22 protein-coding genes and 1 pseudogene are annotated in these 24,648 nt (G+C 74.0%); 12 read left to right on the top strand and 11 right to left on the bottom strand.

The window, feature by feature from the left end; translation table 11 throughout:
* Positions 1-716: 716 nt before the first annotated feature.
* The 6 genes from J116_RS11720 to J116_RS11695 all read right to left on the bottom strand — a co-directional run bounded on the left by J116_RS11720 (position 717) and on the right by J116_RS11695 (position 5,704).
* Entirely contained in the window at positions 717-1,202 is a 486-nt protein-coding gene (locus J116_RS11720) for a DUF3180 domain-containing protein (RefSeq protein WP_023587264.1), read from the bottom strand.
* 69 nt (positions 1,203-1,271) lie between these two features.
* Positions 1,272-1,871: a 2-amino-4-hydroxy-6-hydroxymethyldihydropteridine diphosphokinase gene (gene folK, locus J116_RS11715; RefSeq protein WP_023587263.1), complete on the bottom strand. Its 600-nt coding sequence runs from the start codon at positions 1,869-1,871 to the stop codon at positions 1,272-1,274.
* Positions 1,868-2,227 carry a dihydroneopterin aldolase gene (folB, locus tag J116_RS11710; RefSeq protein ID WP_023587262.1) on the bottom strand — a complete coding sequence of 120 codons (360 nt, stop codon included), beginning with the start codon at positions 2,225-2,227 and terminating at the stop codon, positions 1,868-1,870. The genes folK and folB overlap by 4 nt, the downstream gene beginning before the upstream one ends.
* 154 nt (positions 2,228-2,381) lie before the next feature.
* Complete coding sequence (locus J116_RS11705; RefSeq protein WP_023587261.1) at positions 2,382-2,843, bottom strand: nuclear transport factor 2 family protein; 462 nt, start codon at positions 2,841-2,843, stop codon at positions 2,382-2,384.
* Positions 2,840-3,703: a dihydropteroate synthase gene (folP, locus tag J116_RS11700; RefSeq protein ID WP_023587260.1), complete on the bottom strand. Its 864-nt coding sequence runs from the start codon at positions 3,701-3,703 to the stop codon at positions 2,840-2,842. The genes J116_RS11705 and folP overlap by 4 nt, the downstream gene beginning before the upstream one ends.
* A 144-nt stretch (positions 3,704-3,847) precedes the next feature.
* Entirely contained in the window at positions 3,848-5,704 is a 1,857-nt protein-coding gene (locus J116_RS11695; RefSeq protein ID WP_028963948.1) for a phosphatidylglycerol lysyltransferase domain-containing protein, read from the bottom strand.
* A gap of 169 nt (positions 5,705-5,873) precedes the next feature.
* Between J116_RS11695 and J116_RS11690 the strand changes: the two genes are divergently transcribed.
* Positions 5,874-6,986: an alpha/beta hydrolase gene (locus J116_RS11690; protein WP_023587258.1), complete on the top strand. Its 1,113-nt coding sequence runs from the start codon at positions 5,874-5,876 to the stop codon at positions 6,984-6,986.
* On the opposite strand, the gene J116_RS11685 is transcribed toward J116_RS11690, so the two are convergent.
* Entirely contained in the window at positions 6,973-8,208 is a 1,236-nt protein-coding gene (locus J116_RS11685) for an ABC transporter ATP-binding protein (RefSeq protein WP_023587257.1), read from the bottom strand. The two genes, J116_RS11690 and J116_RS11685, sit on opposite strands and share 14 nt — an antisense overlap.
* Positions 8,209-8,370: 162 nt before the next feature.
* On the opposite strand from J116_RS11685, the gene J116_RS11680 reads away from it, so the two are divergent.
* From J116_RS11680 to J116_RS11665, 4 genes are all read left to right on the top strand, one after another.
* Positions 8,371-9,207: an ABC transporter permease gene (locus J116_RS11680; protein WP_023587256.1), complete on the top strand. Its 837-nt coding sequence runs from the start codon at positions 8,371-8,373 to the stop codon at positions 9,205-9,207.
* A 3-nt stretch (positions 9,208-9,210) separates the two neighbouring features.
* Positions 9,211-9,894, top strand: a complete 684-nt coding sequence (locus J116_RS11675; protein WP_023587255.1) for an ABC transporter permease — start codon at positions 9,211-9,213, stop codon at positions 9,892-9,894.
* Entirely contained in the window at positions 9,894-10,877 is a 984-nt protein-coding gene (locus J116_RS11670; RefSeq protein WP_023587254.1) for an ABC transporter substrate-binding protein, read from the top strand. The genes J116_RS11675 and J116_RS11670 overlap by 1 nt, the downstream gene beginning before the upstream one ends.
* Before the next feature lie 106 nt (positions 10,878-10,983).
* Positions 10,984-11,997 carry a coiled-coil domain-containing protein gene (locus tag J116_RS11665; RefSeq protein WP_028963947.1) on the top strand — a complete coding sequence of 338 codons (1,014 nt, stop codon included), beginning with the start codon at positions 10,984-10,986 and terminating at the stop codon, positions 11,995-11,997.
* A gap of 145 nt (positions 11,998-12,142) precedes the next feature.
* On the opposite strand, the gene J116_RS11660 is transcribed toward J116_RS11665, so the two are convergent.
* Both J116_RS11660 and J116_RS28495 read right to left on the bottom strand, forming a co-directional pair.
* Positions 12,143-13,303 carry an NADH-quinone oxidoreductase subunit D gene (locus J116_RS11660; RefSeq protein WP_023587252.1) on the bottom strand — a complete coding sequence of 387 codons (1,161 nt, stop codon included), beginning with the start codon at positions 13,301-13,303 and terminating at the stop codon, positions 12,143-12,145.
* Positions 13,304-13,308: 5 nt separating this feature from the next.
* Positions 13,309-14,275, bottom strand: a pseudogene (locus tag J116_RS28495) (SAM-dependent methyltransferase).
* Positions 14,276-14,563: 288 nt separating this feature from the next.
* Between J116_RS28495 and J116_RS11655 the strand changes: the two are divergent.
* The 3 genes from J116_RS11655 (at position 14,564) to J116_RS11645 (ending at position 16,768) form a co-directional block, all read left to right on the top strand.
* Positions 14,564-15,763 carry a sensor histidine kinase gene (locus J116_RS11655; RefSeq protein ID WP_023587251.1) on the top strand — a complete coding sequence of 400 codons (1,200 nt, stop codon included), beginning with the start codon at positions 14,564-14,566 and terminating at the stop codon, positions 15,761-15,763.
* A 44-nt stretch (positions 15,764-15,807) separates the two neighbouring features.
* Positions 15,808-16,488 carry a response regulator gene (locus J116_RS11650; protein WP_023587250.1) on the top strand — a complete coding sequence of 227 codons (681 nt, stop codon included), beginning with the start codon at positions 15,808-15,810 and terminating at the stop codon, positions 16,486-16,488.
* 88 nt (positions 16,489-16,576) lie between these two features.
* The gene (locus J116_RS11645; protein WP_023587249.1) at positions 16,577-16,768 is read left to right on the top strand and encodes a hypothetical protein; all 192 of its coding nucleotides are present in this window, start codon (positions 16,577-16,579) and stop codon (positions 16,766-16,768) included.
* 42 nt (positions 16,769-16,810) lie between these two features.
* Here the strand turns inward: J116_RS11645 and J116_RS11640 are convergent, their stop codons facing one another.
* Positions 16,811-17,908: a DUF5937 family protein gene (locus J116_RS11640; RefSeq protein ID WP_028963946.1), complete on the bottom strand. Its 1,098-nt coding sequence runs from the start codon at positions 17,906-17,908 to the stop codon at positions 16,811-16,813.
* A 240-nt stretch (positions 17,909-18,148) separates the two neighbouring features.
* Positions 18,149-19,573, bottom strand: coding sequence for a threonine aldolase family protein (locus J116_RS11635; RefSeq protein WP_235617336.1), 1,425 nt, complete (start codon positions 19,571-19,573; stop codon positions 18,149-18,151).
* Between the two features lie 158 nt (positions 19,574-19,731).
* Between J116_RS11635 and J116_RS11630 the strand changes: the two genes are divergently transcribed.
* Genes J116_RS11630 through nadC form a run of 4 tightly spaced genes read left to right on the top strand, consistent with a single transcriptional unit; the run spans position 19,732 to position 24,648 of the window.
* Positions 19,732-20,673: a Rossmann-like and DUF2520 domain-containing protein gene (locus tag J116_RS11630; RefSeq protein ID WP_028963944.1), complete on the top strand. Its 942-nt coding sequence runs from the start codon at positions 19,732-19,734 to the stop codon at positions 20,671-20,673.
* Entirely contained in the window at positions 20,670-21,773 is a 1,104-nt protein-coding gene (gene panC, locus J116_RS11625) for a pantoate--beta-alanine ligase (protein WP_023587245.1), read from the top strand. The genes J116_RS11630 and panC overlap by 4 nt, the downstream gene beginning before the upstream one ends.
* A complete protein-coding gene (locus J116_RS11620) occupies positions 21,770-23,614 on the top strand; it encodes an L-aspartate oxidase (protein ID WP_023587244.1) in 1,845 nt (614 codons plus the stop codon). The genes panC and J116_RS11620 overlap by 4 nt, the downstream gene beginning before the upstream one ends.
* Positions 23,611-24,648 (top strand): carboxylating nicotinate-nucleotide diphosphorylase, encoded by a 1,038-nt coding sequence (gene nadC, locus J116_RS11615; protein WP_023587243.1) that lies wholly within the window; start codon positions 23,611-23,613, stop codon positions 24,646-24,648. The genes J116_RS11620 and nadC overlap by 4 nt, the downstream gene beginning before the upstream one ends.

Here is a 24,648-nt window from a genome sequence, read left to right as displayed (position 1 = left end):
CGCCGGACCCGCCCGCATACGGCGGACCTGGTGAGCGGCCTGGTCAGTCTTCCGACCGCAGTGCCGCTGCCTCCTTCTCGCAGGCGGTGCACCGAAGCCAGTTGTCCAGCGACTCCCAGGTTCGTTCGTCGGGAACTCCGGCCAGGCACTCCCATGGGAAGCCGCACAGTGCCGCTTGATCCGGTCCGGCTTGGAGGTGGCACGTGGCGGTGGGCTCATGGGAATCGACGTCGTAGATTAGACGGGTCTGCGATTCCCAGGGAATCAGGACGAAGACCCGTCGCCACCCACGGCGTGATGGCGGCCAGCCCAACCGTTCTGTTGAAACGATCAGCGATTTCTCGGGCATGGATCGATGACCGGCGCCAGCGCGACCCACCCGCGCGTCCCTCGCATCAAGACGCGGTGGAATGCGAGATCCAACTGTTCGATGCCGACCCAGATGCGAGGCAAGCTGACCTCCGCAGGGCCAGCCTGGACCGGACACGTGGTGAAGGCGCGGGTCGCGCGTCGCCGCCCGTGCGCCGCGAGGCGCGGAGGGGCACCGCCGTGGGGCGGGTGACGCTGAGGGGCGCAGCCCGCGCCGTGAGGCCCGGCTCGCGTCGCCGCCCGTGAGGGAAGGCACGGAGGCGCGTCGCCGCCCGTGGGGCGTGGCTACGCCCCGTGGGGCGGGAGGCGCGGGGCGCGGGCGCCGCCCGGGGCCCCAGGGGCGGCCGTTACGCCGTCGTGGGGGAGGCGCCCGAGGGGTCGTCGTCCTCGGGGAGGCGGCAGACCCGCTCCAGGTACAGGGCCGCCGCGATCACCGCGATCCCCGCCAGCACGGCGAACCCCGCGTAGATGGCCTGGTCGCGGCGGGCCGGCACGTCGAGTGAACCCAGCAGGAACACCCCGGTCCCGCCGTACATCCCGCTCACCGCGGCCGTGACCAGCGCACTGGCCTGGCCGAAGACCACCGCGCGCGCCGCCATCAGCGGCTCCACGCCCTTGGCGCCGGGGCGGCGCTCCCGCTGAGCCTTCAGCCGTGAGCGCAGCGACAGCGCCGTCGCCGCCAGGACCGCCGCGATGGCGCCCAGCACGATCGGCGCGGCCAGCGGGACGCTCGGCAGCGTGCCGATCGCGTTCCACAGCTGCGCGCCGCCCCAGGACAGGACGCCGGCCACCACGAAGATTCCGGCCAGTACCTTGACCCTCAGTTGCTTCACGGGTGTCCTTCGCGTCTGTCGGTGCCGTCACTTGCCGTGCCCGTACGGGCCGCGCCCTACGGGCAGTGGTCAGTCCGGCAGGCGGAGTTCCAGATCGTCACGGACGGCGACGCCCTCCTGGCCGACACCGGCCAGCAGGTCCGCGACCCGTCCCGCGCCGGGAAGCTGCGCCTCCGGCTCCACGTCCAGCCACGGGCGCAGCACGAAGGCCCGCTCGCGGGCGCGCGGGTGCGGCAGCGTGAGGACGGGGTCGTCCGAGACCACGTCGGCGTACGTCACGATGTCCACGTCCACCGTCCGGGCGCCCCACCGCTGCGTCCGGACGCGGTCGAACGCCTCCTCCACGGCGTGCGCCCGCTCCAGCAGGGACGACGGGGGCAGCGTGGTCTTCACCACCACCACCGCGTTCAGATACGACGGCTGCGTGTCGGGGTCCACCCCCCAGGGTTCGGTCTCGTAGACCGGCGACACGGCCTTGACCCGGACTCCGGGCGTGTCCTCCAGGGCGTCGATGGCGCCCTGGAGGTTCTCCAGGCGGTTGCCCAGGTTGCCGCCGAGGGAGATGACGGCCATCTTCGGGTTGGACAGCGTCGTGTCGGCGGCATCGACCTGCTCCGTCACGGAGGCTGGCACCGGCTGTACCGTCGGGTCGCTGGGCGTGCGGTTCATACGCGGCTCCGGGTGATCGTGATGGTCACGTCGTCGAACGGGACGGTGATCGGGGCGTCCGGCTTGTGCACGCACACCTCGACCTCCTGGACACCCTCGTGCTTGAGGCAGGTCTGCGCGATGCGCTCGGCCAGCGTCTCGATCAGATCGACCGGCTCGCCGCGCACCACGTCCACGACCTCCTCCGCGACGATGCCGTAGTGGACGGTCTTCGCCAGATCGTCCCCCGCGGCGGCGGGCCGGGTGTCGAGGCCCAGCACCACGTCCACGATGAACGTCTGGCCCTCCTCCCGCTCCTTGGGGAAGACGCCATGGTGCCCGCGGGCCTTCAGGCCGCGCAGCGCGACACGATCCACGCGAATCACTCCTGCTTTCGTAGGTCTGGGGGCTCCCGGCCGGGTGCGGTCGGTCCGGTCACCACCCCTCGAATCTACCCGCGTCCACTGACACGGCCCGCGCGCGGCCCCGTCGGGATCCTCCCCACATGCCTCGCCTACCCACTCGGGGCGATCACACCGCGCTCTCGTCGTCCTCGTCGTCGTCGGATTCCGCCAGGACGGGTGAACCGTGGTGCGACCACACCTTCCAGCCGTCCGGGGTGCGGCGGAACACGTTCGTCGCGACGACCAGCTGCCCGACCAGCGGGCCCAGCTCGGCGCCGTCCTCTGCGGGGCCGCCGCTGAGGATGTTCTCCGTGCAGGTCACCACCGCCGTGTCCCCGGCGACCGCCACCTTCACATCGGTCAGGAAGAACTGGATGTACTCGGTGTTCGCCATGATCAGCGCGTACGAGCGGAGCACCTCGCCGCGCCCCGACAGCACCGGCCAGCCGGGGTGGACGCAGGAGATGCCGCCGTCCCGCTCGTCCAGCCACAGATCGGCGACGGCCTCGAAGTCGCCGCGCTCCACGGCCTCGTAGAAGGCGGTGTTGGCGAGCTCGACCGCCTCGGTGTCCGTGCGGGCGTCGCTCACGAGGCGGCGCCCTCGACGGCGCGGGCCACCCGGACGGCGTCCGCCGTCGCCCGTACCTCGTGGACGCGTACCGCCCAGGCGCCCTCGTGGGCGGCGATCGCGGAGACGGCGGCCGTCGCGGCGTCCCGCTCCCGCGCGGGCGGCGGGGCGTGGCCCTCCCCGGCCAGTACGCGGCCCAGGAACCGCTTCCGGGAGGCGGCGACCAGCAGGGGCCGTCCGAGGGCCCGCAGCGCGTCCAAACGGGCCACCAGCGCCAGGTCGTGATCGGCCTGCTTGGCGAAGCCCAGACCGGGGTCCACGACCAGCCGCTCGGGGGCTACACCGCCCGCGACGACGGCCTCCACGCGCGCGTGGAGCTCCGCGACGACCTCGGCGACCACGTCGTCGTACACGGCGAGGCTGTTCATGTCCGCGCTGAAGCCGCGCCAGTGCATGACGACGAACGGCACCTCCGCCGCGGCGACGGACGGGACCATGTCCGGGTCGGCCAGACCGCCGCTCACGTCGTTGACGAGCACGGCGCCCGCCTCCACGGCCTTGCGGGCCACCGAGGCGCGCATCGTGTCCACCGAGACGACGACGCCCTCCGACGCCAGGCCCCGCACGACCGGGACGACCCGCCGCAGCTCCTCGTCCTCGTCCACCCGGGTGGCGCCAGGCCGCGTCGACTCGCCGCCGACGTCCACCAGGTCGGCGCCCTGGGCGACCAGTTCCAGGCCGTGCTTGACGGCGGCGGTGGTGTCGAACCAGCGCCCGCCGTCGGAGAAGGAGTCGGGCGTCACGTTGACCACGCCCATGACCGCACAGCGGTCCCACTCCGGCAGCCCCTGGACCGTGCCCCGTCCGCGCAACGTACTCATGCCCCCCAGCCTAGGTCGTGTCCGCGCCGTCCCGTCCGCCGAGCGGCGCCCGGCACGCCCGTACGGGACGGGCCCGTACGCCGGAACGGGGCGCCGCCCTGCCGGACGCGAGGGTCCGGCAGGGCGGCGCCCCGCCGCAGGGGGTCAGGCCGCGCGCATGCCCTGCTCCGGGGCGGCGGGCGCGGCGGGCGACGCCGGGGTGATGTGCGCGCACGGCTGGGCGGGGCGCCCGCCGCGGCGGCGGAACGGGCGGGGCGGCGTCATGTTCACGAAGCCCTCCGCCTGCATGGCGGCGAAACCGATGCGCGGCAGGTCGCGCGTGTTGCGGTACACGACGAAACGCGGCTCCCAGCGCGGCTGGAACTTCGCGTTGAACTTGTACAGCGACTCGATCTGGAACCAGCGGGACAGGAACACCAGCAGCCCCCGCCACACGCGCAGGACCGGGCCCGCGCCCAGCTTCTCGCCGCGGGCCAGCGCCGAGCGGAACATCGCGAAGTTCAGCGACACCCGCGCCACGCCCAGACTCGGCGCCGCCTGGAGGGCGGCGACGATCAGCAGCTCGTTCATGCCCGGGTCGGCGGACCGGTCGCGGCGCATCAGCTCCAGCGACATGCCGTCCGGCCCCCACGGCACGAAGTGGATGATCGCCTTCAGGTCGCCGTACGGGGAGGAGTCCGCCGCGTCGTCGGCCTTGTGGGCGGTCGCGATGACCGCGTCGCCGTCCGCCGGGTCCCCGATGCGGCCCAGGGCCATGGAGAAGCCGCGCTCCGTGTCGGTGCCCCGCCAGTCGGCCGCGGCCCGCCGCATGCGCTCCAGCTCGTCGTCCGGCAGGTCGCGCACCCGCCGCACCCGGGTCTCATAGCCGTTGCGCTCGATGCGCTTCACCATCTGGCGCACGTTCCGCATGGCGCGCCCGGAGAGCGAGAAATCCGCGACGTCCACCACCGCCTCGTCGCCCAGCTCCAGGGCGTCGAGGCCGGTCTCGCGGGTCCACACCTGGCCGCCGGTCTCCGAGCAGCCCATGACGGCGGGCGTCCAGGAGTGCGCCTTGGCCTCGTCCATGAACCGCTCGATGGCGCCCGGCCACGCCTCCACGTCGCCGATCGGGTCACCGCTGGCCAGCATCACCCCGGAGACGACGCGGTACGTGACGGCCGCCTTGCCGCTCGGCGAGAACACGACGGCCTTGTCGCGGCGCAGCGCGAAGTGGCCCAGCGAGTCCCGCCCGCCGTGCCTGGCGAGCAGCTCCCGCAGCCGGGCCTCGTCGTCCTCGGTGAGCCGCGCCACCGGGTGCTCGGGGCGGAACGCCAGGTAGATGGTGGTGACCGCGGTGAGCAGGCCCAGCGCGCCCAGCGAGTAGCCGACCGTCCACGACACGCTGCCGCCGTACGCGACGGGCCCCTCGATGCCGAACAGGCCCAGCAACACGTGTTCCAGGCGGTCGCTGAGGCTCGGGTCGCCGACGACCTTGCCGGGGTGGGCGTTCACGATGACCAGGCCGAGGCCCAGCGAACCGGCGCCCATGAGCACGAAGTTGGCCAGCGCCCGCCAGCGGCTGCGCGGGTCCGGCAGGGCGGCGAACTCCTTGCGGTGCCGCAGCAGCAGCGCCAGCAGGGCCAGCGACAGCAGCGCCCCGACAACCGAGTGGCGGTACAGGAACTGCGCCACCGCACCGGCGGGCAGCAGGATCACCGCGGCCCGCCACGCGCGGCGCTTGTGGCGCTTCAGCCCGTGCGCGAGCAGCAGCAGCAGGACGCCGGCGCTGAGGGACAGCGCGGCGGACAGCGGGCCGAGCGCGCCCGGCAGGACCTCCACGAAGTCGTGGAACCGGCTCGCCCGGAAGCGGGGGAACACCCCGGCGGCGATGTCCACCAGGCCGATGAACGTGCAGGCCGTGCCGACGAGCGAGGGCACCTTCTCGGCGCGTGGTCCGCGCAGGATCCGGCGCACCCGAGTCGGAACCGATGCCGACTTATCCCCATCTACCGTGACAGACATGGCTTCCCGTGGCTCCGCGAACGATTGACGCGTCCCTTCGGCCCGCAAGGGTGCAGGGGCCGGACAGTCGGACGATGTGCGCCCTCTAGGACGGCCCGTCCTCCCGGAGGGTTCATCCGGGCCCCGGAAAATCTCGACGATCCGACAAGAAGTAAGGCTTGGACGACGCATGGGTCTCACCAGCAACAAGGTTCTGGCGCTGGCCGTCGTCGCGGCCGTCGCGCTGTTCGCGGTCACGCTGTGGCTGTGGCCGCGCCTCGCCCGGCGGTCCTGGCGCGCCGTCCTCGGCAGGGCCGGTCTGCTCCTGGCGACCCAGCTGTCGCTGTTCGCCGCCGTGGGCCTGGCCGCGAACAACTACTTCCTGTTCTACGGCTCCTGGGCGGACCTCTTCGGCCAGGAGCAGGAGCTGGGTGTGGTGGTGGACCACTCGGCGGGCGGCGAGCACGTGAAGGTCGTGGAGAAGCGCCCGATGGACGTGCCGGGCGGCCACCACCCGCACGTCGGCGGCCAGATCCAGAAGGTCGTGATCTCCGGCGAGAAGTCCGGCATCGACAGCCCCGCGTACGTGTACCTGCCCCCGGAGTACTTCCAGCCCGCCCACGCCCGGCGCACCTTCCCCGCCGCCGTCGTCCTCACCGGCTACCCGGGCACCGCCGAGAACCTGCTGAAGGGCCTGCGCTACCCGCGCACCGCCTACGAGCAGGCCAAGGCCGGGAAGATGCAGCCGATGGTCCTGGTGATGCTGCGCCCTACGGTCGCGCCGCCGCGCGACACCGAGTGCGTGGACGTGCCGGGCGGGCCGCGCACGGAGACGTACTTCGCCGAGGACCTGCCGAAGGCCGTCTCGGAGACGTACCGGGTGGGCGGGGCCGCGCGGAACTGGGGCTTCATCGGGAACTCGACCGGCGGCTACTGCGCCCTCAAGATCGCGCTGCACCACCCGGACCGGTTCGCGGCGGGCGCGGGCCTCTCGGCGTACTACAAGGCGGCCGAGGACGTGACGACCGGCGACCTGTTCCGGGGCGACGCGAAGCTGCGCGACCGCGCCGACCTGCTGTGGAGCCTGGACAACCTGCCGCAGGGCCGGACGTCGTTCCTCGTCACCACGTCCCGGCAGGGCGAGGGGAATTTGAAGGGGACGCGGGAGTTCATCGCCAAGGTGAAGGCCCCCGCGCGCGTGTCGTCCATCACGCTGGACAGCGGGGGCCACAACTTCGGCACCTGGAACCGGGAGATACCGCCCGCCCTGGCGTGGCTGAGCGGCCGCCTCAGCGCGGCGTGACCCCGCCCCCGTGCCCGCTGGCGTCCGTCTCTCCGCTGTCGTCCACGGCACCGCTGGCGTGCCCGCCTCCGCCACTGGCCGCGCCCACCGACCGGCGCAGCGCCTCGTGCAGCCGCTCCGGGGTGAGGACGCCCAGGTAGCGGCCGCCGTCGGCGGGGTCCACGACGGCGACCCAGCCCGCGTCGTAGCGGAGCATCGCGGAGAACGCCTCCTTCAGCGACCCGCCGAGCTCCACCCGCGCCTCCATGGGCCGCGCCAGCTCCCGTACGCCGCCGGGCTCCCGTACGCCGCCGGACTGCCGCGGCTCCTTCCGTACGGCTCCGGGTTCGCCGTCCGTCTCGTCGGCGGCCGGGAGCCAGCCGAACGGGCGGCCGTCGGCGTCGAGGACCACGGCCCGCGCGCCGTCCCACGCGCGCGGGAGCGGGTCGCCCAGCCGGACGACCGGCGGCCGGTCCAGGTGGGCCTCCTCGACGGGGGTGACCGAGAGGCGCCGCAGGGCGCGGTCGCCGCCCACGAAGTCCGCTACGTACGGAGTGGCCGGGGCGCCCAGGACCGTGGCGGGCGTGTCCAGCTGCTCGATCGCGCCGTGCCCGTACACGGCCATCCGGTCGCCCAGCCGGACCGCCTCCTCCAGGTCGTGCGTGACGAACAGGACCGTCTTGCGCATCCGCTCCTGCAGCTTCAGGAACTCGTTCTGGAGGTGCTCGCGCACGACCGGGTCCACCGCGCCGAACGGCTCGTCCATCAGCAGGACCGGCGGGTCGGCGGCCAGCGCGCGGGCCACGCCGACCCGCTGCCGCTGGCCCCCGGAGAGCTGGTCCGGATACCGGTCGCCGAAGACGCGCGGGTCGAGGCCCACCAGGTCGAGCAGCTCCGCCGCGCGCGCGTGGGCCTTGGCCCGGCCGGTGCCCAGAAGGCGCGGCACGGTCGCGGTGTTCTCCAGGACCGTGCGGTGCGGGAAGAGGCCGACCTGCTGGATGACGTAGCCGATGCCGCGCCGCAGCTCGACGGGGTCCGTCGTGGCGACGTCCCGGCCGTCCACCAGGACGCGGCCCGACGTCGGCTCCACGAGCCGGTTGACCATCTTCATGGTGGTGGTCTTGCCGCAGCCCGACGGGCCGACGAGGGTGACCAGCTCGCCCCTCGCCACCTCGAACGACAGATCGTCCACGGCCGCCCGGCCGTCCGCGTACCGCTTGGTGACGTGTTCGAAGCGGATCACTGCTCCCCCTTGTGGCGCGTGGTGGCGTTGGGCCCCATGGTGCCGGGCCGGAGCGTCTTCCGGGTGAATGTCGGTGGCGGGCGTTAGGGTCGATTCCGTCGAACACCACAGCGATATGCGGGGGCTGACACCCCGTCTGTCAGAGCGGGGGAGGTGGGAGCGATGAGCGGCTGCCTGGCGGCCAACGACTGGATCTGCCCCGAGTACGTCCGCTCCCGCGCCCAGGAGCTCACCGACGCGACGGTGCAGCACGTGTGGATCACGGGTGTGTCGGTGCTCATCGGGATCGCCGTCGCCTTCCCGCTGGCCCTGCTCGTCCGGGCGAGACCGGCGTGGGCCGGGCCCGTGCTGGGGCTGACGACCGTGCTGTACGCGATCCCGTCGCTGGCGATGTTCTCGCTGCTGCTCCCGCTGTTCGGCCTGTCCGCGGCGCTGGTGGTGACGGGCCTGGTGCTGTACTCGCTGACGATCCTCGTGCGGAACATCCTGGCCGGTCTCGCCGCCGTGCCCGCCGAGACGCGGGAGGCCGCGCGCGGGATGGGGTACGGGCCCGCGCGGCTGCTGTGGGAGGTCGAACTGCCGCTGGCGCTGCCCGCGCTGCTGGCCGGGGTGCGGATGGCGACGGTCTCGACGGTCGCCCTGACGACGGTGGGCGCGTTGGTCGACTACGGCGGCCTGGGCACTCTGATCACCGGCGGCCTCAAGAGCTTCTTCAAGGCGCAGGTGCTGACCGCCTCGGTGCTGTGCGTGCTGCTCGCGGTGACCGCCGACCTGCTGCTGCTCGGCCTCCAGCGGCTGCTGACGCCGTGGACGCGCGCGTCGCGCACCCGCGTGCCGCCGCCCGTGGCGGAGCAGCAGCCGGTGCCGGACGACGCGGCCGGGGCGGGCGGCGCCGGACAGCGGGGCACCGGGAGTCCGGGCGGAGCCCGGTACGCGGGCGGCGGCACGTGGAACACGGGCGGCAGCGGAAGGCGTGACGGCGCCGGGAAGGCGGGCTGAGCGATGGGCGTGGTGGGGGACGCCTGGGCGTGGCTGACGACCGGGGCCAACTGGCAGGGCGAGGCCGGGGTGTGGCACCGCCTGGGGGAGCACCTGTGGTTCAGCGGCGTGGCCCTGCTGGTCTCCTGCCTGATCGCGCTGCCCCTCGCGTTCTGGCTGGGGCACATCGGCCGGGGCGGCGCCCTCGCGGTGAACGTGTCGAACGTCGGCCGGGCGGTGCCGACGCTGGCGGTGCTGGTGCTGCTGACGCTCACCCCGCTCGGCCGGCACGGCGGCATCCCGGCGATCGTCGCGCTGGTCCTGTTCGCCGTCCCGCCGCTGCTGACCAACACGTACCTGGGCATGCGGGAGGTGGACCGGGCGGTGGTGGAGGCGGCGCGCGGCATGGGGATGTCGGGCGGGCAGCTGTTCCGTACGGTCGAACTGCCGCTGGCCCTCCCGATGGTGATGACCGGCCTGCGGCTGGCCGCCGTGCAGGTGATCGCGACGGCCACGCTCGCCGCGATGGCCGGTGAGGGCGGCCTCGGCCGGATCATCACCGCCGGTTTCCACACCTACGACACGGCGCAGGTGTTCGCGGGGGCGCTGCTCGTCGGCGCCCTCGCCCTGCTGGTCGAGGGCGTACTGGTGGCGGCGGGCAGGGTGCTCGCGGGCCATGGACCGAACGGACGGAGACCTGAAACGTGATGAGCAGAAGCACCCGCCTGGCCGGCGCGGTCCTGGGCGCGCTCGCGCTGACCGGCGGGCTCGCCGCGTGCGGCGGCGGCAGCAGCAGCCTGGAGGAGCGCGGCGGGTCCACGGGGAGCGCGTCCGGCGCGGCGGGCAAGGGCACGGTGGTCGTCGGCTCCGCCGGCTTCACCGAGTCGCAGGTCCTCGCTGAGCTGTACGCGGGCGTCCTCGCCGACGCCGGATACCGCACGTCCATCAGGACGGTCGAGAACCGCGAGCTGTACGAACCCTCCCTGGAGAAGGGCGAGATCGACGTCGTACCGGAATACGCGGCTACGCTTGCGGAATTCCTGAACGCGAAGGTGAACGGCCCGAAGGCGCCGGAGGAGAAGCCCGTCGCGTCCAGCGATGTGGCGGCCACCGTGGCCGCCCTGGAGAAGCTCGCCGCGCCGCGCGGACTGAAGGTCCTTCCGGCGGGTGAGGCGGTCGATCAGAACGCTTTCGCGGTCAGCAGGGAATTCGCGGCGCGGCACAAGCTGAAGTCCCTTTCGGATCTCGGCCGTTCGAAGCTGAAGGTGAAGATCGCGGCGGGTGACGAGTGCACCGTACGGCCGTTCTGCGCGCCCGGTCTGAAGTCCGTCTACGGAATCGACGTCACGGGCGTCGATCCCAAGGGCGTGGGCACGCCGCAGGCCAAGCAGGCCGTGAAGGACGGCGTCGACCAGCTCGTGCTCACCACGACGACGGACGCCACGCTCGACGCGTTCGGACTGGTGCTCCTGGAGGACGACAAAAAGCTCCAGAACGCCGACAACGTCCTGCCCGTCGTCAATGCGAAGGACGCCGGTTCACCCGAGATCGCCGAGGTCCTCGGCAAGATCACCAAGTCGCTGTCCACGGCCGATCTCGTCGAGTTGAACCGGAAGGTGGACGCGGAGCGCGCAAAGCCCGCCGATGTGGCGAAGGCTTACCTGGAGAAGAAGGGGCTGATCGGCGGGTAACGGCCGCGGGTACGGGAAGTGGAGTGGCCGGTCCGGACGGCCGCGCAGTCAAAACATTGCAGGGCCGCCGCCCCAAACTTCCCGTACGCACGGTAAATTTCAGGCCATGCCACGTGGACGCCACCGCCATTCCCCACCCCTGCACCGGCTGCTGCCGCCCTCCGCGGTGGCCGGCGCGTCCATCCTCTGCGCCGCGGGTGCCTGGCTCCTGGCCGATCCGCTCGGACTGCGCCTGCTCGTCGCCGCTGCCGCGGCCGCCGCCGTCACGGGCGCGGTCCTCATGCGCGCCTGGGACCGCACGGCCGGGCGGCGCGTCGCCGAACTGACCCGCGCCCGCGCCAGCGACCAGTGGAAGACCGAGGAGCGCATAGCCGAACTGGAGGCGGACCTCGAGGAGGCCCGCGAGCTGCGCGCCAAGCTCGACGCGAAGCTGCGCGCCAAGCGGGTCGAGCTCGCCGGTCTGCGCAACGAGCACGCCGAACTGCTGCGCCGGTACGCCACCGCCGAGACCGAGCGGGCCAGCGCCCTGGAAGGCCGCCGCCAACTGGCCCTCGGCAGCAGCGCCCCGGCGGGCGGCAAGGCCACCACGGCAGGCGGCGAGGCCACGACGGCGGTCGGCGCGGAACTGGCGACCACGTCCACCGCGCCCACCCGGGCCGACTACCTCCGCGCCGCCCAGGCCCTCAGCAGCCTCACGCGCAACGCCGCCGCCCAGGAGGCCCGGCGCGTCGCGGAGGCGGCGGCCCGCCCCGCGGGACCCACCGCGGGCGCGACCGGCACGTCCGCGCTCGCGATGCGCCCCGTCCCGGCGGCGGCGACCATCGTCCCGTACGCCGCCCAGCGCCGCCCCGTGCCGCGCCCGGCGGGCAGCTTCGACTTCTTCGGCACGCAGAAGGGCGCCCGCGCGCAGGGTTCCGGCAAGAAGCCCGCCGCCATCGAGGCCGCCGTCCAGGACGAGGACCTGGCGGACGTCGTCGGCGAGGAGGCCCTGGCCGAGTCGCGGCCGACAGCGGCGGAGCGCGACGAGGAGCAGGCCGTCGGCGAGGTCATCGACCTCACCGCGCACGACGAGACGGAGCAGCTCGACGTGGCCGAGCTGCGCGACGCGGTCAGCTCGTAGGGCACGGCGGCCCACACGCACGGACGACGCGAACGGCGGCCGGGGAGCACATCCCCGGCCGCCGTTCGCGTACGGCCTCCTCGCGTGCGAACCGCCGCCGGCTCCGCGTACCGCGCCTGTCGGCGGGCTCCGCGTACCGCCGCCGCTACTTGTCGATGTCGCCCACGACGAAGAAGAACGACCCCAGGATCGCGACCATGTCCGCGACGAGCGTGCCCGGCAGCAGCTCCGACAGCACCTGGATGTTGTTGTACGAGGCGGAGCGCAGCTTCAGCCGGTACGGGGTCTTGTCGCCCTTGGAGACCAGGTAGTAGCCGTTGACGCCGAGCGGGTTCTCCGTCCACGCGTACGTGTGGCCCTCCGGCGCCTTGAGGACCTTCGGGAGCCGCTGGTTGATCGGCCCCGGCGGCAGCTCGGCGATCCGGTCGAGGCAGGCGTCGGCCAGGTCCAGCGCGTTGTGGGTCTGCTCCAGCAGGCACTCGAACCGCGCGAGGCAGTCGCCCTCCTGCCGGGTGACGACCTTCAGGGTGTCCTGGAGCTCCCCGTACGCGAGGTACGGCTCGTCGCGGCGCAGGTCGAAGTCCACGCCCGACGCGCGGGCGATCGGGCCGCTCACCCCGTACGCGTGCGCCGCCTCGGGCGACAGGACGCCGACGCCCCGGGTGCGGCCGCGGAAGATCTCGTTGCCGAGGACCAGCCGGTCGTACACGTCCATCCGCGAGCGGACGGCGGCGACGGCCTCGCGGGTCCGCCCCAGCCAGCCCGCGGGCAGGTCCTCCTTCAGTCCGCCGACCCGGTTGAACATGTAGTGGATACGGCCGCCGGAGACCTCCTCCAGGATGTGCTGGAGGTCCTCCCGCTCCCGGAACGCGTGGAAGATCGGCGTGATCCCGCCCAGCTCCAGCGGGTACGAGCCGAGGAACATCAGGTGGTTGAGGACCCGGTTCAGCTCGGCGAGCAGGGTCCGCGTCCACACGGCCCGCTCGGGGACCTCCATGCCGAGCATCCGCTCGACGGCGAGGACGACGCCCAGCTCGTTGGAGAACGCCGACAGCCAGTCGTGGCGGTTGGCCAGCATGATGATCTGCCGGTAGTCCCGTGCCTCGAACAGTTTCTCGGCGCCCCGGTGCATGTACCCGATCACCGGCTCGGCGTGCCGGATCACCTCGCCGTCCAGGATCAGTCGGAGGCGGAGCACACCGTGCGTCGAGGGGTGCTGGGGGCCGATGTTCAGCACCATGTCGGTGCTCTCGGCGGCACCGCCGATGCCGACCGTGGTCTCCCTGGACTGGGTGGTCTCCGTCATGCCGTTCAGTATCCCCCGGCGGGCCGTCGCTGCAGGAGCCAGGTGAAGTCGCCGAGACCGCCCCGCGCGGTCAGCTCGGCGGCCTCCCCGGCGGCGGCGAGGGCCCGTACGTAGGGGGCGCCGCCGCAGCGCGTCCCGCTGGGTGAGCAGCTCGGCCGGACCCGGTACGGCGGCCGCGCACGCGTCCAGCGCCACATGGGCCGTGATGTCGCAGGTGCCGTCCGGTACGGGCGCGACCTCACGGCCCGCGCGGAAACCGGTCAGCGTACCGAACGGGGGCCGCACACCCGCCGAGTGCGCGTAGTCCACCGCGACCGCCAGGCCCGCCTCCAGGGTGCCGGCCACCGCCGCCCACGCCTCGTCCCGGGGCCGGCCGATCTCGGCGCGCATGCCCGGCTCGCGCAGCGGCCACCAGCGGTCGAGCCACTCCGCGTCCGCCCCGGTCACCGGCGCGCCGAGCCGTTCGGCGCCGTCCCGCCGTACCTCCACATACCGGGGTGTGCCGTCGTCGTCGGCCTGCGCGACGTCCACCGGGACGTTGTCCAGCCACTCGTTGGCGAACAGCAGGCCGCGCACCCCGGCGGGCGGCCGGTCGAGCCACTCGACGCGCGGGTCCAGGCCCGGGGGCCGGGGCGCGCGCTCCACGGCGTACGCCCGTACGCGCATGCCCGGGGGCGGCCCGCTGGACCCCTCGTCGGCGTCCAGGGCGTCCAGGGCGTCCAGTGCGTCGAGCACGCCGGTCACCAGCTCTCCGCGGCCCGCGCCCATGTCGACGAACGCGACCTCGTCCGCGCCCGCCGTCCCCAGCTCGGAGGCGACGCGCGCGAGGAGCCGGGCCACGGCGGCGGCGTACCGGCGCGAGGCGTGCACCGAGGTACGGAAGTGACCAGCGGGGCCCTCGGGGCGGAGGTAGAACCCGCCGGGCCCGTACAGCGCGTCCTCCGTCGCCACTCTCCAGCCGCGCCAGCGCAGGTCGCCACGGCCCGAGCCGTCCGCCCCGGCGGGCTCTGCGGCCCCGGCAGCATCTGCGGCCCCGGCGGGCTCTGCGGCCCCGGCAGCATCTGCGGCCCGCGCCTCCCCGGCCGCCCCTACAGCGCCGACAGCCTCCGTCGTCCCGCTCGTCTCCGCCTTCTCATCCGCCACGGGCACAGTCTCCCCCGTGCTCCCCCTCGGGGATCCACCCTGCGGAGTAGGAGCCCAGGAACCGGATCGCACTCCTGGTTGACCCGTGCACCTATCGGATTTCCCTACGCTTGCTACGTGCAGCGCCTCTACGACTTTCTCCGCAGGCACCCGACGGGCGTCGACAGCTTCTGGGCGGTGATGCTCTTCGGGTTCTCCGCCCTGTGGGTGGCCACGGTCCCGGAGGGCGGGCCAGACGAATGGGCCGCAGTCGCCGTCGTGGTGCTGTTCGCGCTGGTCGTGGCGCTGCGCCGCCGCCTGCCCGAGGCGATGCTGCTGCTCGCGGTGGCCCTCGGGTGCGCCCAGCTCGTGCTGGGGCTGCCGCCCAACCCGTCCGACTTCGCCATGCTCGTGATCATCTACACGGTCGCCGCGCACTACGGGCCCCGCTGGGCGTCACGGCTCGCGCTGATCGGCGGGGCCTGCGCGGCGCCGATAGCGCAGCTGAGGTGGCCGCTGGAGGGCATCTCCACGGCCGGGCGGGTGTTCTTCACGGTCGTGATGTCGGTGCCGTTCGTCCTCGCCTGGGTGCTCGGCGACTCGATGCGGACCCGCCGCGCGTACCTGGCCCAGCTGGAGGAGCGCGCGGACCGGCTGGAGAGGGAGCGGGAGGCGCAGTCGAAAGTCGCGGTCGCTGCCGAGCGGGCCCGTATCGCCCGGGAACTCCACGACGTGGTCGCCCACAACGTCTCCGTCATGGTCGTCCAGGCGGACGGCGCGGCCTACGTGCTGGACAGCTCGCCGGACCAGGCGCGGCAGGCGCTGGAGACCATCTCGTCCACCGGGCGCCAGGCCCTCGCGGAGATGCGGCGGCTGCTCGGCATCCTGCGCACCGGCGAGCCCGAGGAGGCGGGGGAGTACGTCCCGCAGCCGGACGTACAGCAGATCGAGGACCTCGTCGAACAGGTCCGTACGGCGGGGCTCCCCGTCGACTTCACGATCGAGGGCACCCCGCGCCCTCTGCCCAGCGGCGTCGAGCTCACCGCGTACCGCATCGTGCAGGAGGCGCTCACCAACACCCGCAAGCACGGCGGCCCGGACGTCGGGGCGTGCGTGCGGCTGACGTACTTCGACGACGGCCTGGGGCTGCTGGTCGAGGACGACGGCCGGGGCGCCGCCCAGGAGATGTACGTGGACGGCGGCGCCGACGGCAGGGGCCACGGCCTGATCGGCATGCGCGAGCGGGTCGGCATGGTCGGCGGCACCCTGGACGCGGGCCCCCGCCCGGGCGGCGGCTTCCGCATCAGCGCGCTGCTCCCCCTGAAACCGACCCACTAGCCCCACGCCTCATCCCCCGCACCCGTTAGGAACAGGACCCGGACATGACGATCCGTCTGATGCTCGTAGACGACCAGGTGCTGCTGCGCACCGGTTTCCGCATGGTGCTGGCCGCCCAGCCGGACATGGAGGTCGTCGCCGAGGCGGGCGACGGGGTGGAGGCCCTTCAGGCACTGAAGTCCACGCAGGTGGACGTGGTGCTGATGGACGTCCGCATGCCGAAGCTCGACGGTGTGGAGGCCACCCGCCGCATCTGCTCCGAGCCCGGCGCCCCCCGCGTCCTCATCCTCACCACCTTCGACCTGGACGAGTACGCCTTCTCCGGGCTGAAGGCGGGCGCCAGCGGCTTCATGCTCAAGGACGTGCCGCCGGGCGAGCTGCTCGCGGCGATCCGCGCCGTCCACAGCGGTGACGCGGTGGTCGCCCCGTCCACGACGCGCCGCCTGCTGGACCGGTTCTCCCCGATGCTCCCCAGCGGCGCGGGCAGGGAGCCGGAGCACAAGGCCCTGTCCCGCCTCACCGAGCGGGAGCGGGAGGTCATGCTCCTCGTCGCCCAGGGCCTGTCGAACGGCGAGATCGCCGCCCGCCTCGTCCTCTCCGAGGCGACCGTGAAGACCCACGTCGGCCGCATCCTCACCAAGCTGGAGCTCCGCGACCGCGTCCAGGTCGTCGTCCTCGCCTATGAGACCGGCCTGGTCCGCGCGGGCGGAGGCTCCTTGTCCTGATGCCGCTGTGGCTGAACGGCCCCTTCGGCGGCGGCGGGACCGAGCCCGCTCACGGGAGAGCTCTGCCGCCGCACGGCACTACGGCCTGGTGCGGTTCGCCGGCCCCGAGTTCGCCCACCACGTTCACACCGACCGGCTCACCGTCCCGCAGGTCGCCGACGCCGTGGCCGCCCACGCCGGACTGCGTCCCCTCCCCAGCACGTACGGACACCTCCGCCACCGCCCGCACCGCGCCGCTGTCGGCCTCCGCCACACCCGGCTCGGCCAGGGCCCGTCCTGAAGACACCGCGTCACGGAGCCGGACTGGTCCAGAGGGCAGGCTCTAGCGCAGCACCGTCTCCAGGAAGTCACTGCCGATCCGGGCCACCGCCGCCACGTCCAGCTGGTGCAGGACGTACCGGCCCCGGCGGCGGACCGTCACCAGCTCGGCCTTCTTCAGCACCGACAGATGCCGCGAGACCTCCGGCGAGGTGATCCCGTACGTGTCGGCCAGCTCGCCCGTCGTGTACGAACCGCGCGCCAGCTGCCGGCACAGCCGCATCCGCATGGGGTGGGCCAGCGCCTCCATGCGCCGCTGCAACAGCTCCACCGACGCCGGACCCGGCACGGACGGCGCACCGACCGGGTACTGCACCACCGGCCGCCAGCCCGGCGCGTGCAGCACCAGCAGATGCGGCCAGCCGAAGCTGGTCGGCACGAACGTCACCCCCGGCCCGACCTCCGGGTCCACCGCCGTCGTCCCGCCGTGCGCCATCTTGTCCACGCGGACGCGCCGCCGCGCCCCGTCCTCCTCGACCGCGACGGCCTGGGACACCGCGCGCAGCGTCTCGGCGAGCCCCTTGCGGCGCAGCAGCTCGCCCTTCTCCCGCGCGTCCACGACCAGCCCCGGCCCCACCCGCCGCCAGGTGTCCGCGAAGAAAGCCTCGTCGCAGTCCTCGAACAGGCGCCGCAGCCACGCCCGGGCACCGCTCGGGTCGTCGAGCAGCCGACGTGTGAAGTCCAGCTGCCGAGGGCCCCGGTTCGCGGCCCACTCCAGCGCGCGTTCGGGCACCACCGGCGCCCCGGTCGTGTAGGAGGCGCAGTTGAACTCCAGCGCCGCCCTGAGGAACCGCTCCTCGTCCAGCCCGTCCAGCAGGTCCAGCTCCTCCGCGAGCGTCCCCCCGGGCCGCCCGTCCCCGCCGGGCAGACCGGCGTACGGAAGGAACACATCGGACATGGTCGCCGTCCACAGGAAGTTCGCCTCGTGGAGCCGGTCGGCCAGGTCGGGCTTGAGGCTCGCCGCCGTGGCCGTCGCCCACCCGTGCAGCCCCGGATGGTGCGCGGGCTCGGCCAGCGCGTGGAGGGCCACGCCCAGCTCCGCGAGGGGCGAGATCGCGAAGGTGATCCGCTCGGGCGGCAGGCCGGTGATGTCTATCGTCACGCTCACGCCCCTATGGTGCGGTGCGCCGCGTCCGGCGGACGCTCGCTTGACGACCCTCGTCAATCGACGCCCAGCCCCGCCCGCCCCGGACCGCCGCATCCTGTCCCGGTGCACGCGCCCGGCAACGCCTCCCCGATTCTGGCCACGCCGCCCAACGCCGTCACCCGCCACTCCCCCCCGCCCCCCCCCCTCCCACCCCTCACGCCCCCCCACCTCTCCCGCCCCGTCAATAGCCGCCGCTCACCCTTCCCGTCCCACCCGGTCCACCATCTCCAGGAACTCGCGCACCGCCCCCTTCACGTCGTCCGCCGTCCATTCCAGGCCCGGTGACGTGACCGACACCTCGGTCATCGCGACACCGGGCGGGCCGCCCGCGCTGCCCGCGAACCAGCGGCGGAACAGGACCGTCCCCGTCTCCTCCGCCTGACGGGTCGCCGCCTCCGACAGGACGTCCGGCCCGTACGGGAGCCAGACCTGGAACTCGTGGGTGTGCGGCACCTCCGGGTGCACCCGGAACCACGGCACGCCCGCCGTGGCGAACCCGTCCCGCAGCGCGTCCGCCACAACCCGCGCGTGCGCCACGTACGACGGCAGCCTCGGCAGCTCCCGCTCCAGGCCCAGCAGGGCCGCCAGCGCCGCCGGGTGCTGCTGGAAGACGTTCCCCCCATACCGGTGGCGCCACGCCCGCGCCTCCTCCGCGAACGACTCCGCTCCCACCAGCGCCGCCCCCGACAGCCCGTCCAGCGACTTGTAGAAGGACACGTACACGCTGTCCGCCAGGCCCGCGATCTCCGGCAGGTCCCGCCCGAAGTGCGCCGTCGTCTCCCACAGCCGGGCCCCGTCGAAGTGCACCACCGCGTCCCGCTCCCGCGCGGCCTCCACCACCTCCTCCAGTTCCTCCCAGGCCGGCAGCACGAACCCCGCGTCGCGCAGCGGCAGCTCCAGCATCAGCGTCCCGAACGGCTCTCCCACCTCCCGTACCTCGTCCGCCGTCGGCAGCCGGGCCGCGTGCGTCGGGTGTACCGTCCGCAGCCCGCTCACCACCGCCAGCGCGTCCCGCTCGTGCACCTCCGGGTGGGCCAGCGGGTGCAGCGCCACGACCCGGTTGCCGGTCCGCCCCGCCCAGGTCCGCAGCGCCACCTGCTGCGCCATCGTCCCCGTGGGGAAGAACACCGCCGCCGGGAACCCGAGCAGCTCCGCCACCCGCCGCTCCAGGTGCTCGACGACCCCGTTCCCGTACATGTCGACGCTGTCGTCCACGTCGTACACCGACGGCCCGTCGGCGGTCAGCCTCGCCAGCCACTCGCGCGGTGTCGCCTCCGACGACGTCCGGTGCAGCAGCCGCCTCGCCGCCCGCCACGCCGCGACCCGCCGCCCCGCCGCGTCGTCCAGGGCCTCGCCCCCGCCTTCCGTGTCCCCTGCCTCGTCCAGGGCCCTGCCTCCCGGGGCCCTACCTCCCAGGGCGCCCGCCTCCCCGGCCTCCGCCTCCAGGGCCGACCCCCCTCCGCGTACCTCTTCTCTCCTCCCTTCGAGTTGGCTCTCCTGGGCTTCTCTCCCTTCCGAGCCGTGCCGCCCGGCTCCTCCTGCCCCTTCTCCTCGGTGTGCCGCCCCTGCCTCGTCCCGTCGCCCGACGGGCTTGCCGTCGTCGTCCATCGCACCAGTCATGCCGAGATCATGCACGGGCGTTATCCACAGGTGCGTGTGATTATCGGACCGAGCGTGGGTGGCTGTGGACGGTGCGGAAGCGGCGCCGAAACGCTGGCGTAGCATGACGAGAAATCGTCCGGTACCCGCCGAGGACTGGAACGGAAGGCCGTCGCCACGTGAACCCATCACCAGAACCCCGCCCCGCCCGGCTCGCCGTCGGCGTCGTGGGCGCCGGCCGGGTCGGACCCGCCCTGGCCGCGTCCCTACAGCTCGCAGGACACCGCCCGGTCGCCGTCTCCGGTGTGTCCGACGCGTCCCTGAAGCGCGCCGCCGAGCTGCTGCCCGGCGTGCCCGTGGTCCCGCCCGCCCAGGTGATGGAGCGCGCCGAGCTGGTGCTGCTCACCGTGCCCGACGACGCTCTGCCCGGCCTGGTCCAGGGCCTCGCCGAGACCGGAGCCGTACGTCCCGGGCAGCTGATCGTCCACACCTCCGGGCGGTACGGCGTCGGCGTGCTCGACCCCGCCCGCAGGGCGGGCGGGCTGCCGCTGGCCCTGCACCCCGCCATGACGTTCACCGGTACGAGCGTCGATGTGCAGCGGCTCGCCGGTTGCTCCTTCGGGGTGACCGCGCCCGACGAGCTGCGCCTGGCCGCCGAGGCGCTCGTCATCGAGATGGGCGGCGAGCCCGAATGGATCGCCGAAGAGGCCCGCCCCCTCTACCACGCGGCCCTCGCGCTGGGCGCCAACCACCTCGTCACCCTGGTGGCCCAGTCGATGGAGCTGCTCCGCCGCGCCGGAGTGGGCGCGCCCGACCGGATGCTCGGCCCGCTGCTCGGCGCCGCGCTGGACAACGCGCTGCGGTCCGGTGACGCCGCCCTGACCGGCCCCGTCGCGCGCGGAGACGCCGGCACGGTCGCCGCGCACGTCGCCGAGCTGCGCAAGCACGCCCCGGCCACGGTCGCCGGTTACCTGGCGATGGCCCGCTCCACCGCCGACCGTGCCCTCGCTCACGGTCTGCTCAAGCCCGAGCTCGCGGAGGACCTGCTCGGGGTCCTCGCCGCGGGCCCGGCAGGCGAAGGAAGCCCCGACGAGGGCCCGGAAGGAGACACCCGGCGATGAGCCCGACGTCGCACGCCCCCCGGACGTCCGACGGCACCCCCGGCGCACGCCCCGGTGTCACGCTCGTCCACACCCGCGAGGCCCTCGACCAGCTCGTGGACCAGGCCCGCGCCACCCGGCACCACGCCACCGCCCCGGGCGCCCCGGCCCCCCGGGTCGCCGTCGTCATGACGATGGGCGCGCTCCACGACGGGCACGCCACGCTGGTGCGGACCGCGCGGGAGCGGGTCGGGCGGGACGGGTTCGTCGTCGTCACCGTGTTCGTCAACCCGTTGCAGTTCGGCGCGGGCGAGGACCTCGACCGCTACCCGCGCACCCTGGACGCCGACGTGCGGGTCGCCGCGGAGGCGGGCGCCGACGTCGTGTTCGCGCCCTCCGTGGACGAGGTGTACCCGGGCGGCGAGCCTCACGTCCGTGTCTCCGCTGGGCCCATGGGACAGCGGCTGGAAGGCGCCTCACGCCCCGGCCACTTCGACGGCATGCTGACCGTCGTGGCCAAGCTGCTCCACCTCACCCGGCCCGACGTGGCGTTCTTCGGCCAGAAGGACGCCCAGCAGCTGGCCCTCATCCGCCGCATGGTGCACGACCTGGCGTTCCGCGTGGAGATCGTCGGCGTATCCACGGTCCGTGAGCCCGACGGGCTGGCCCTGTCCAGCCGCAACCGCTACCTGTCCTCCCAGGAGCGCCGCACCGCGCTTGCCCTGTCCGCCGCGCTGTTCGCCGCCCGCGACCGGCTCGCCGCCCAGCAGGCGCTCCGCGCGCGTGCCGCGACCCTGCCCGCGTCGCCCAGCCGTGCCGAGGCCCTGTCCAAGCTCGGCGAGTCCCGTGCGGCCGCCGACGCGCACGCCGTCGCCCAGGTGGCCCAGCACGGGCCGGGCGGAGGCGCCGACGCCGTACGGGCCGCCGCACGCGCAGTCCTGGACGAGGCCGCCGACGCGGAGCCGCCGCTCGTCCTGGACTACCTGGCCCTCGTGGACCCGGCCGACTTCACCGAGGTGCCCGACGACCACACCGGTGACGCGGTCCTCCTCGTGGCCGCCAAGGTCGGCACGACCCGGCTGATCGACAATCTGCCCCTCACTTTCGGAGCCCCCGCATGACCGGCATACGACTGCATGCCCCGCCGCCCGGCTGGGCCATCGACGCCGACGTGGTCGTCGTGGGCTCCGGCGTCGCCGGACTGACCGCCGCCCTGCGCTGCACGGCCGCCGGGCTCCGTACGGTCGTCGTCACCAAGGCCCGCCTGGACGACGGGTCCACCCGCTGGGCGCAGGGCGGGATCGCCGCAGCGCTCGGCGACGGGGACACCCCCGAGCAGCACATGGACGACACGCTCGTCGCGGGCGCCGGGCTGTGCGACGAGGTGGCGGTCCGCGCGCTGGTCACGGAGGGCCCCGACGCCGTACGGCGGCTCATCGCCACGGGCGCCCGGTTCGACAAGGACGCGTCCGGCACGATCGAGCTGACCCGCGAGGGCGGCCACCACCGCCGCCGCATCGCGCACGCGGGCGGCGACGCGACGGGCGCCGAGATCTCCCGCGCCCTCGTGGACGCGGTCCGTGAGCGCGCAGTCCGCACCATCGAGAACGCGCTCGTACTCGACCTCCTCACCGACGCCGAGGGCCGCACGGCCGGTGTGACCCTGCACGTCATGGGCGAGGGCCAGCACGACGGCGTGGGTGCCGTCCACGCTCCGGCCGTCGTCCTGGCGACCGGCGGCATGGGCCAGGTCTTCTCCGCGACCACCAACCCGGCGGTCTCCACCGGTGACGGCGTCGCGCTCGCCCTGCGCGCCGGGGCCGAGGTCAGCGACCTGGAGTTCGTCCAGTTCCACCCCACCGTCCTGTTCCTCGGCCCGGAGGCGGAGGGCCAGCAGCCGCTGGTCTCCGAGGCGGTACGGGGCGAGGGCGCCCACCTGGTCGACGCGGACGGCGTCCGGTTCATGGTCGGGCAGCACGAGCTGGCCGAGCTGGCCCCGCGCGACATCGTCGCCAAGGGCATCATGCGGCGGATGCGCGAGCAGGGCGCCGCCCACATGTACCTCGACGCCCGTCACTTCGGCGCCGAGATGTGGGAGTCCCGCTTCCCGACGATCCTCGCCGCGTGCCGCACGCACGGTTTCGACCCGGTGACCGAGCCCATCCCGGTCGCCCCCGCCGCGCACTACGCCTCCGGGGGCGTCCGCACCGACCTGCGGGGCCGCACCACCGTGCCGGGCCTCTACGCGTGCGGAGAGGTGGCCTGCACCGGCGTCCACGGCGCGAACCGGCTCGCGTCCAACTCCCTCCTGGAGGGCCTGGTCTTCGCCGAGCGCATCGCCGACGACATCGCCGCCGAGCTGGCCGCCCCCGCCGCCGCCGAAGGCACCACCACCGCAGGCACCGCCGAAAGCGCCCCCGCCGAAAGCGCCCCCGCCCGGCGCACGGTCACCCCAGCCCCGCACCCCGCCCCCCGCGTCCTTCCGCTGCTCGACCCGGCCACCCGCACGCGCGTGCAGCAGGTGATGACCCTCGGGGCGGGCGTCCTGCGCTCCGCCGACAGCCTCGCCGAGGCCGCCGAGCAGCTGGACGCCATTCACGACGCCGCGCTCGGCGCGGGGGACGGCGGCCACACGACGGCCGAGCCCGGCGTCGAGTCCTGGGAGACCACCAACCTGCTGTGCGTCGCCCGCGTCCTGGTCGCCGCCGCCCGCCGCCGCGAGGAGACCCGCGGCTGCCACTGGCGCGAGGACCACCCCGACCGGGACGACACCGCCTGGCGCCGCCACCTCGTCGTACGCCTCCGCCCGGACCGGAGCCTGGACGTCCGCACGACCGCCACCCACGACTTCCCCCCGACCGTCCAGCGCGCCGACGAGCCCGCGGACGGCCCCGAGACGACCCTCCAGCCCGCACACCACACCGCCGACCAGGCCGCCGCCCGCAGGGAGCAGCAAGCATGACCACGCCCGAAGAACGCCCGCAGCCCGTGGACGTCCCCCTGATCCAGATCGGCGCCCCCGCGCCCGCCCAGGACGCGGAGGCGGGCGGCTGCGGTGACGGCTGCGGCTGCGCGGCCGGCCTGGAGGGCGACGAGGTGTACGAGTGCGGGCTCGACCCGGCGCTCGCCGAGCTCCTCGACCAGCTGGGCCTCGACCCGGTGCTGGTCGAGGACGTGGCGTACCGCGCGATCGAGGAGGACCTGGACGGCGGCGTGGACGTCACCACGGTCGCGACCGTCCCGGAGGACGCCGTCGCCACCGCCGACTTCACCGCGCGCGAGGCGGGCACGGTCGCCGGTATCCACATCGCCGAGGCGGTGCTGTCGATCGTCTGCACCGACGAGTTCGAGGTGGAGCGGCACGTCCTGGACGGCGACCGCGTCGAGGCCGGCCAGAAGCTGCTGTCCGTCACGGCCCGCACCCGCGACCTGCTGACCGGCGAGCGCAGCGCCCTCAACATCATGTGCCGCCTCTCCGGCATCGCGACCGCCACGCGCGCGTGGGCGGACGCCCTGGAGGGCTGCAAGGCGAAGGTCCGCGACACCCGCAAGACCACGCCGGGCCTGCGCGCCCTGGAGAAGTACGCCGTCCGCTGCGGCGGTGGCGTCAACCACCGCATGTCGCTGTCGGACGCCGCGCTGGTCAAGGACAACCACGTGGTGGCGGCCGGCGGTGTCGCGCAGGCGTTCAAGGCCGTGCGGGAGCAGTTCCCCGACGTGCCGATCGAGGTCGAGGTGGACACGCTCCACCAGGTCCGCGAGGTCCTCGACGCGGGCGCCGACCTGATCCTGCTGGACAACTTCACGCCCGCCGAGACCGAGGAGGCCGTCACGCTCGTCGCGGGCCGCGCCGTCCTGGAGTCGTCGGGCCGGCTCACCCTGGAGAACGCCGCCGCGTACGCCGCGACCGGTGTGGACTACCTCGCGGTGGGCGCCCTCACCCACTCCTCGCCGATCCTCGACATCGGCCTCGACCTGCGAGAGGCCCAGGGCTGA

Origin of the sequence: Streptomyces thermolilacinus SPC6 (assembly GCF_000478605.2) — a bacterium.
GTDB lineage: Bacteria > Actinomycetota > Actinomycetes > Streptomycetales > Streptomycetaceae > Streptomyces > Streptomyces thermolilacinus.
Note: the sequence above shows the minus strand (reverse complement) of the source record. Positions and strands in the feature narration are given on the sequence as shown.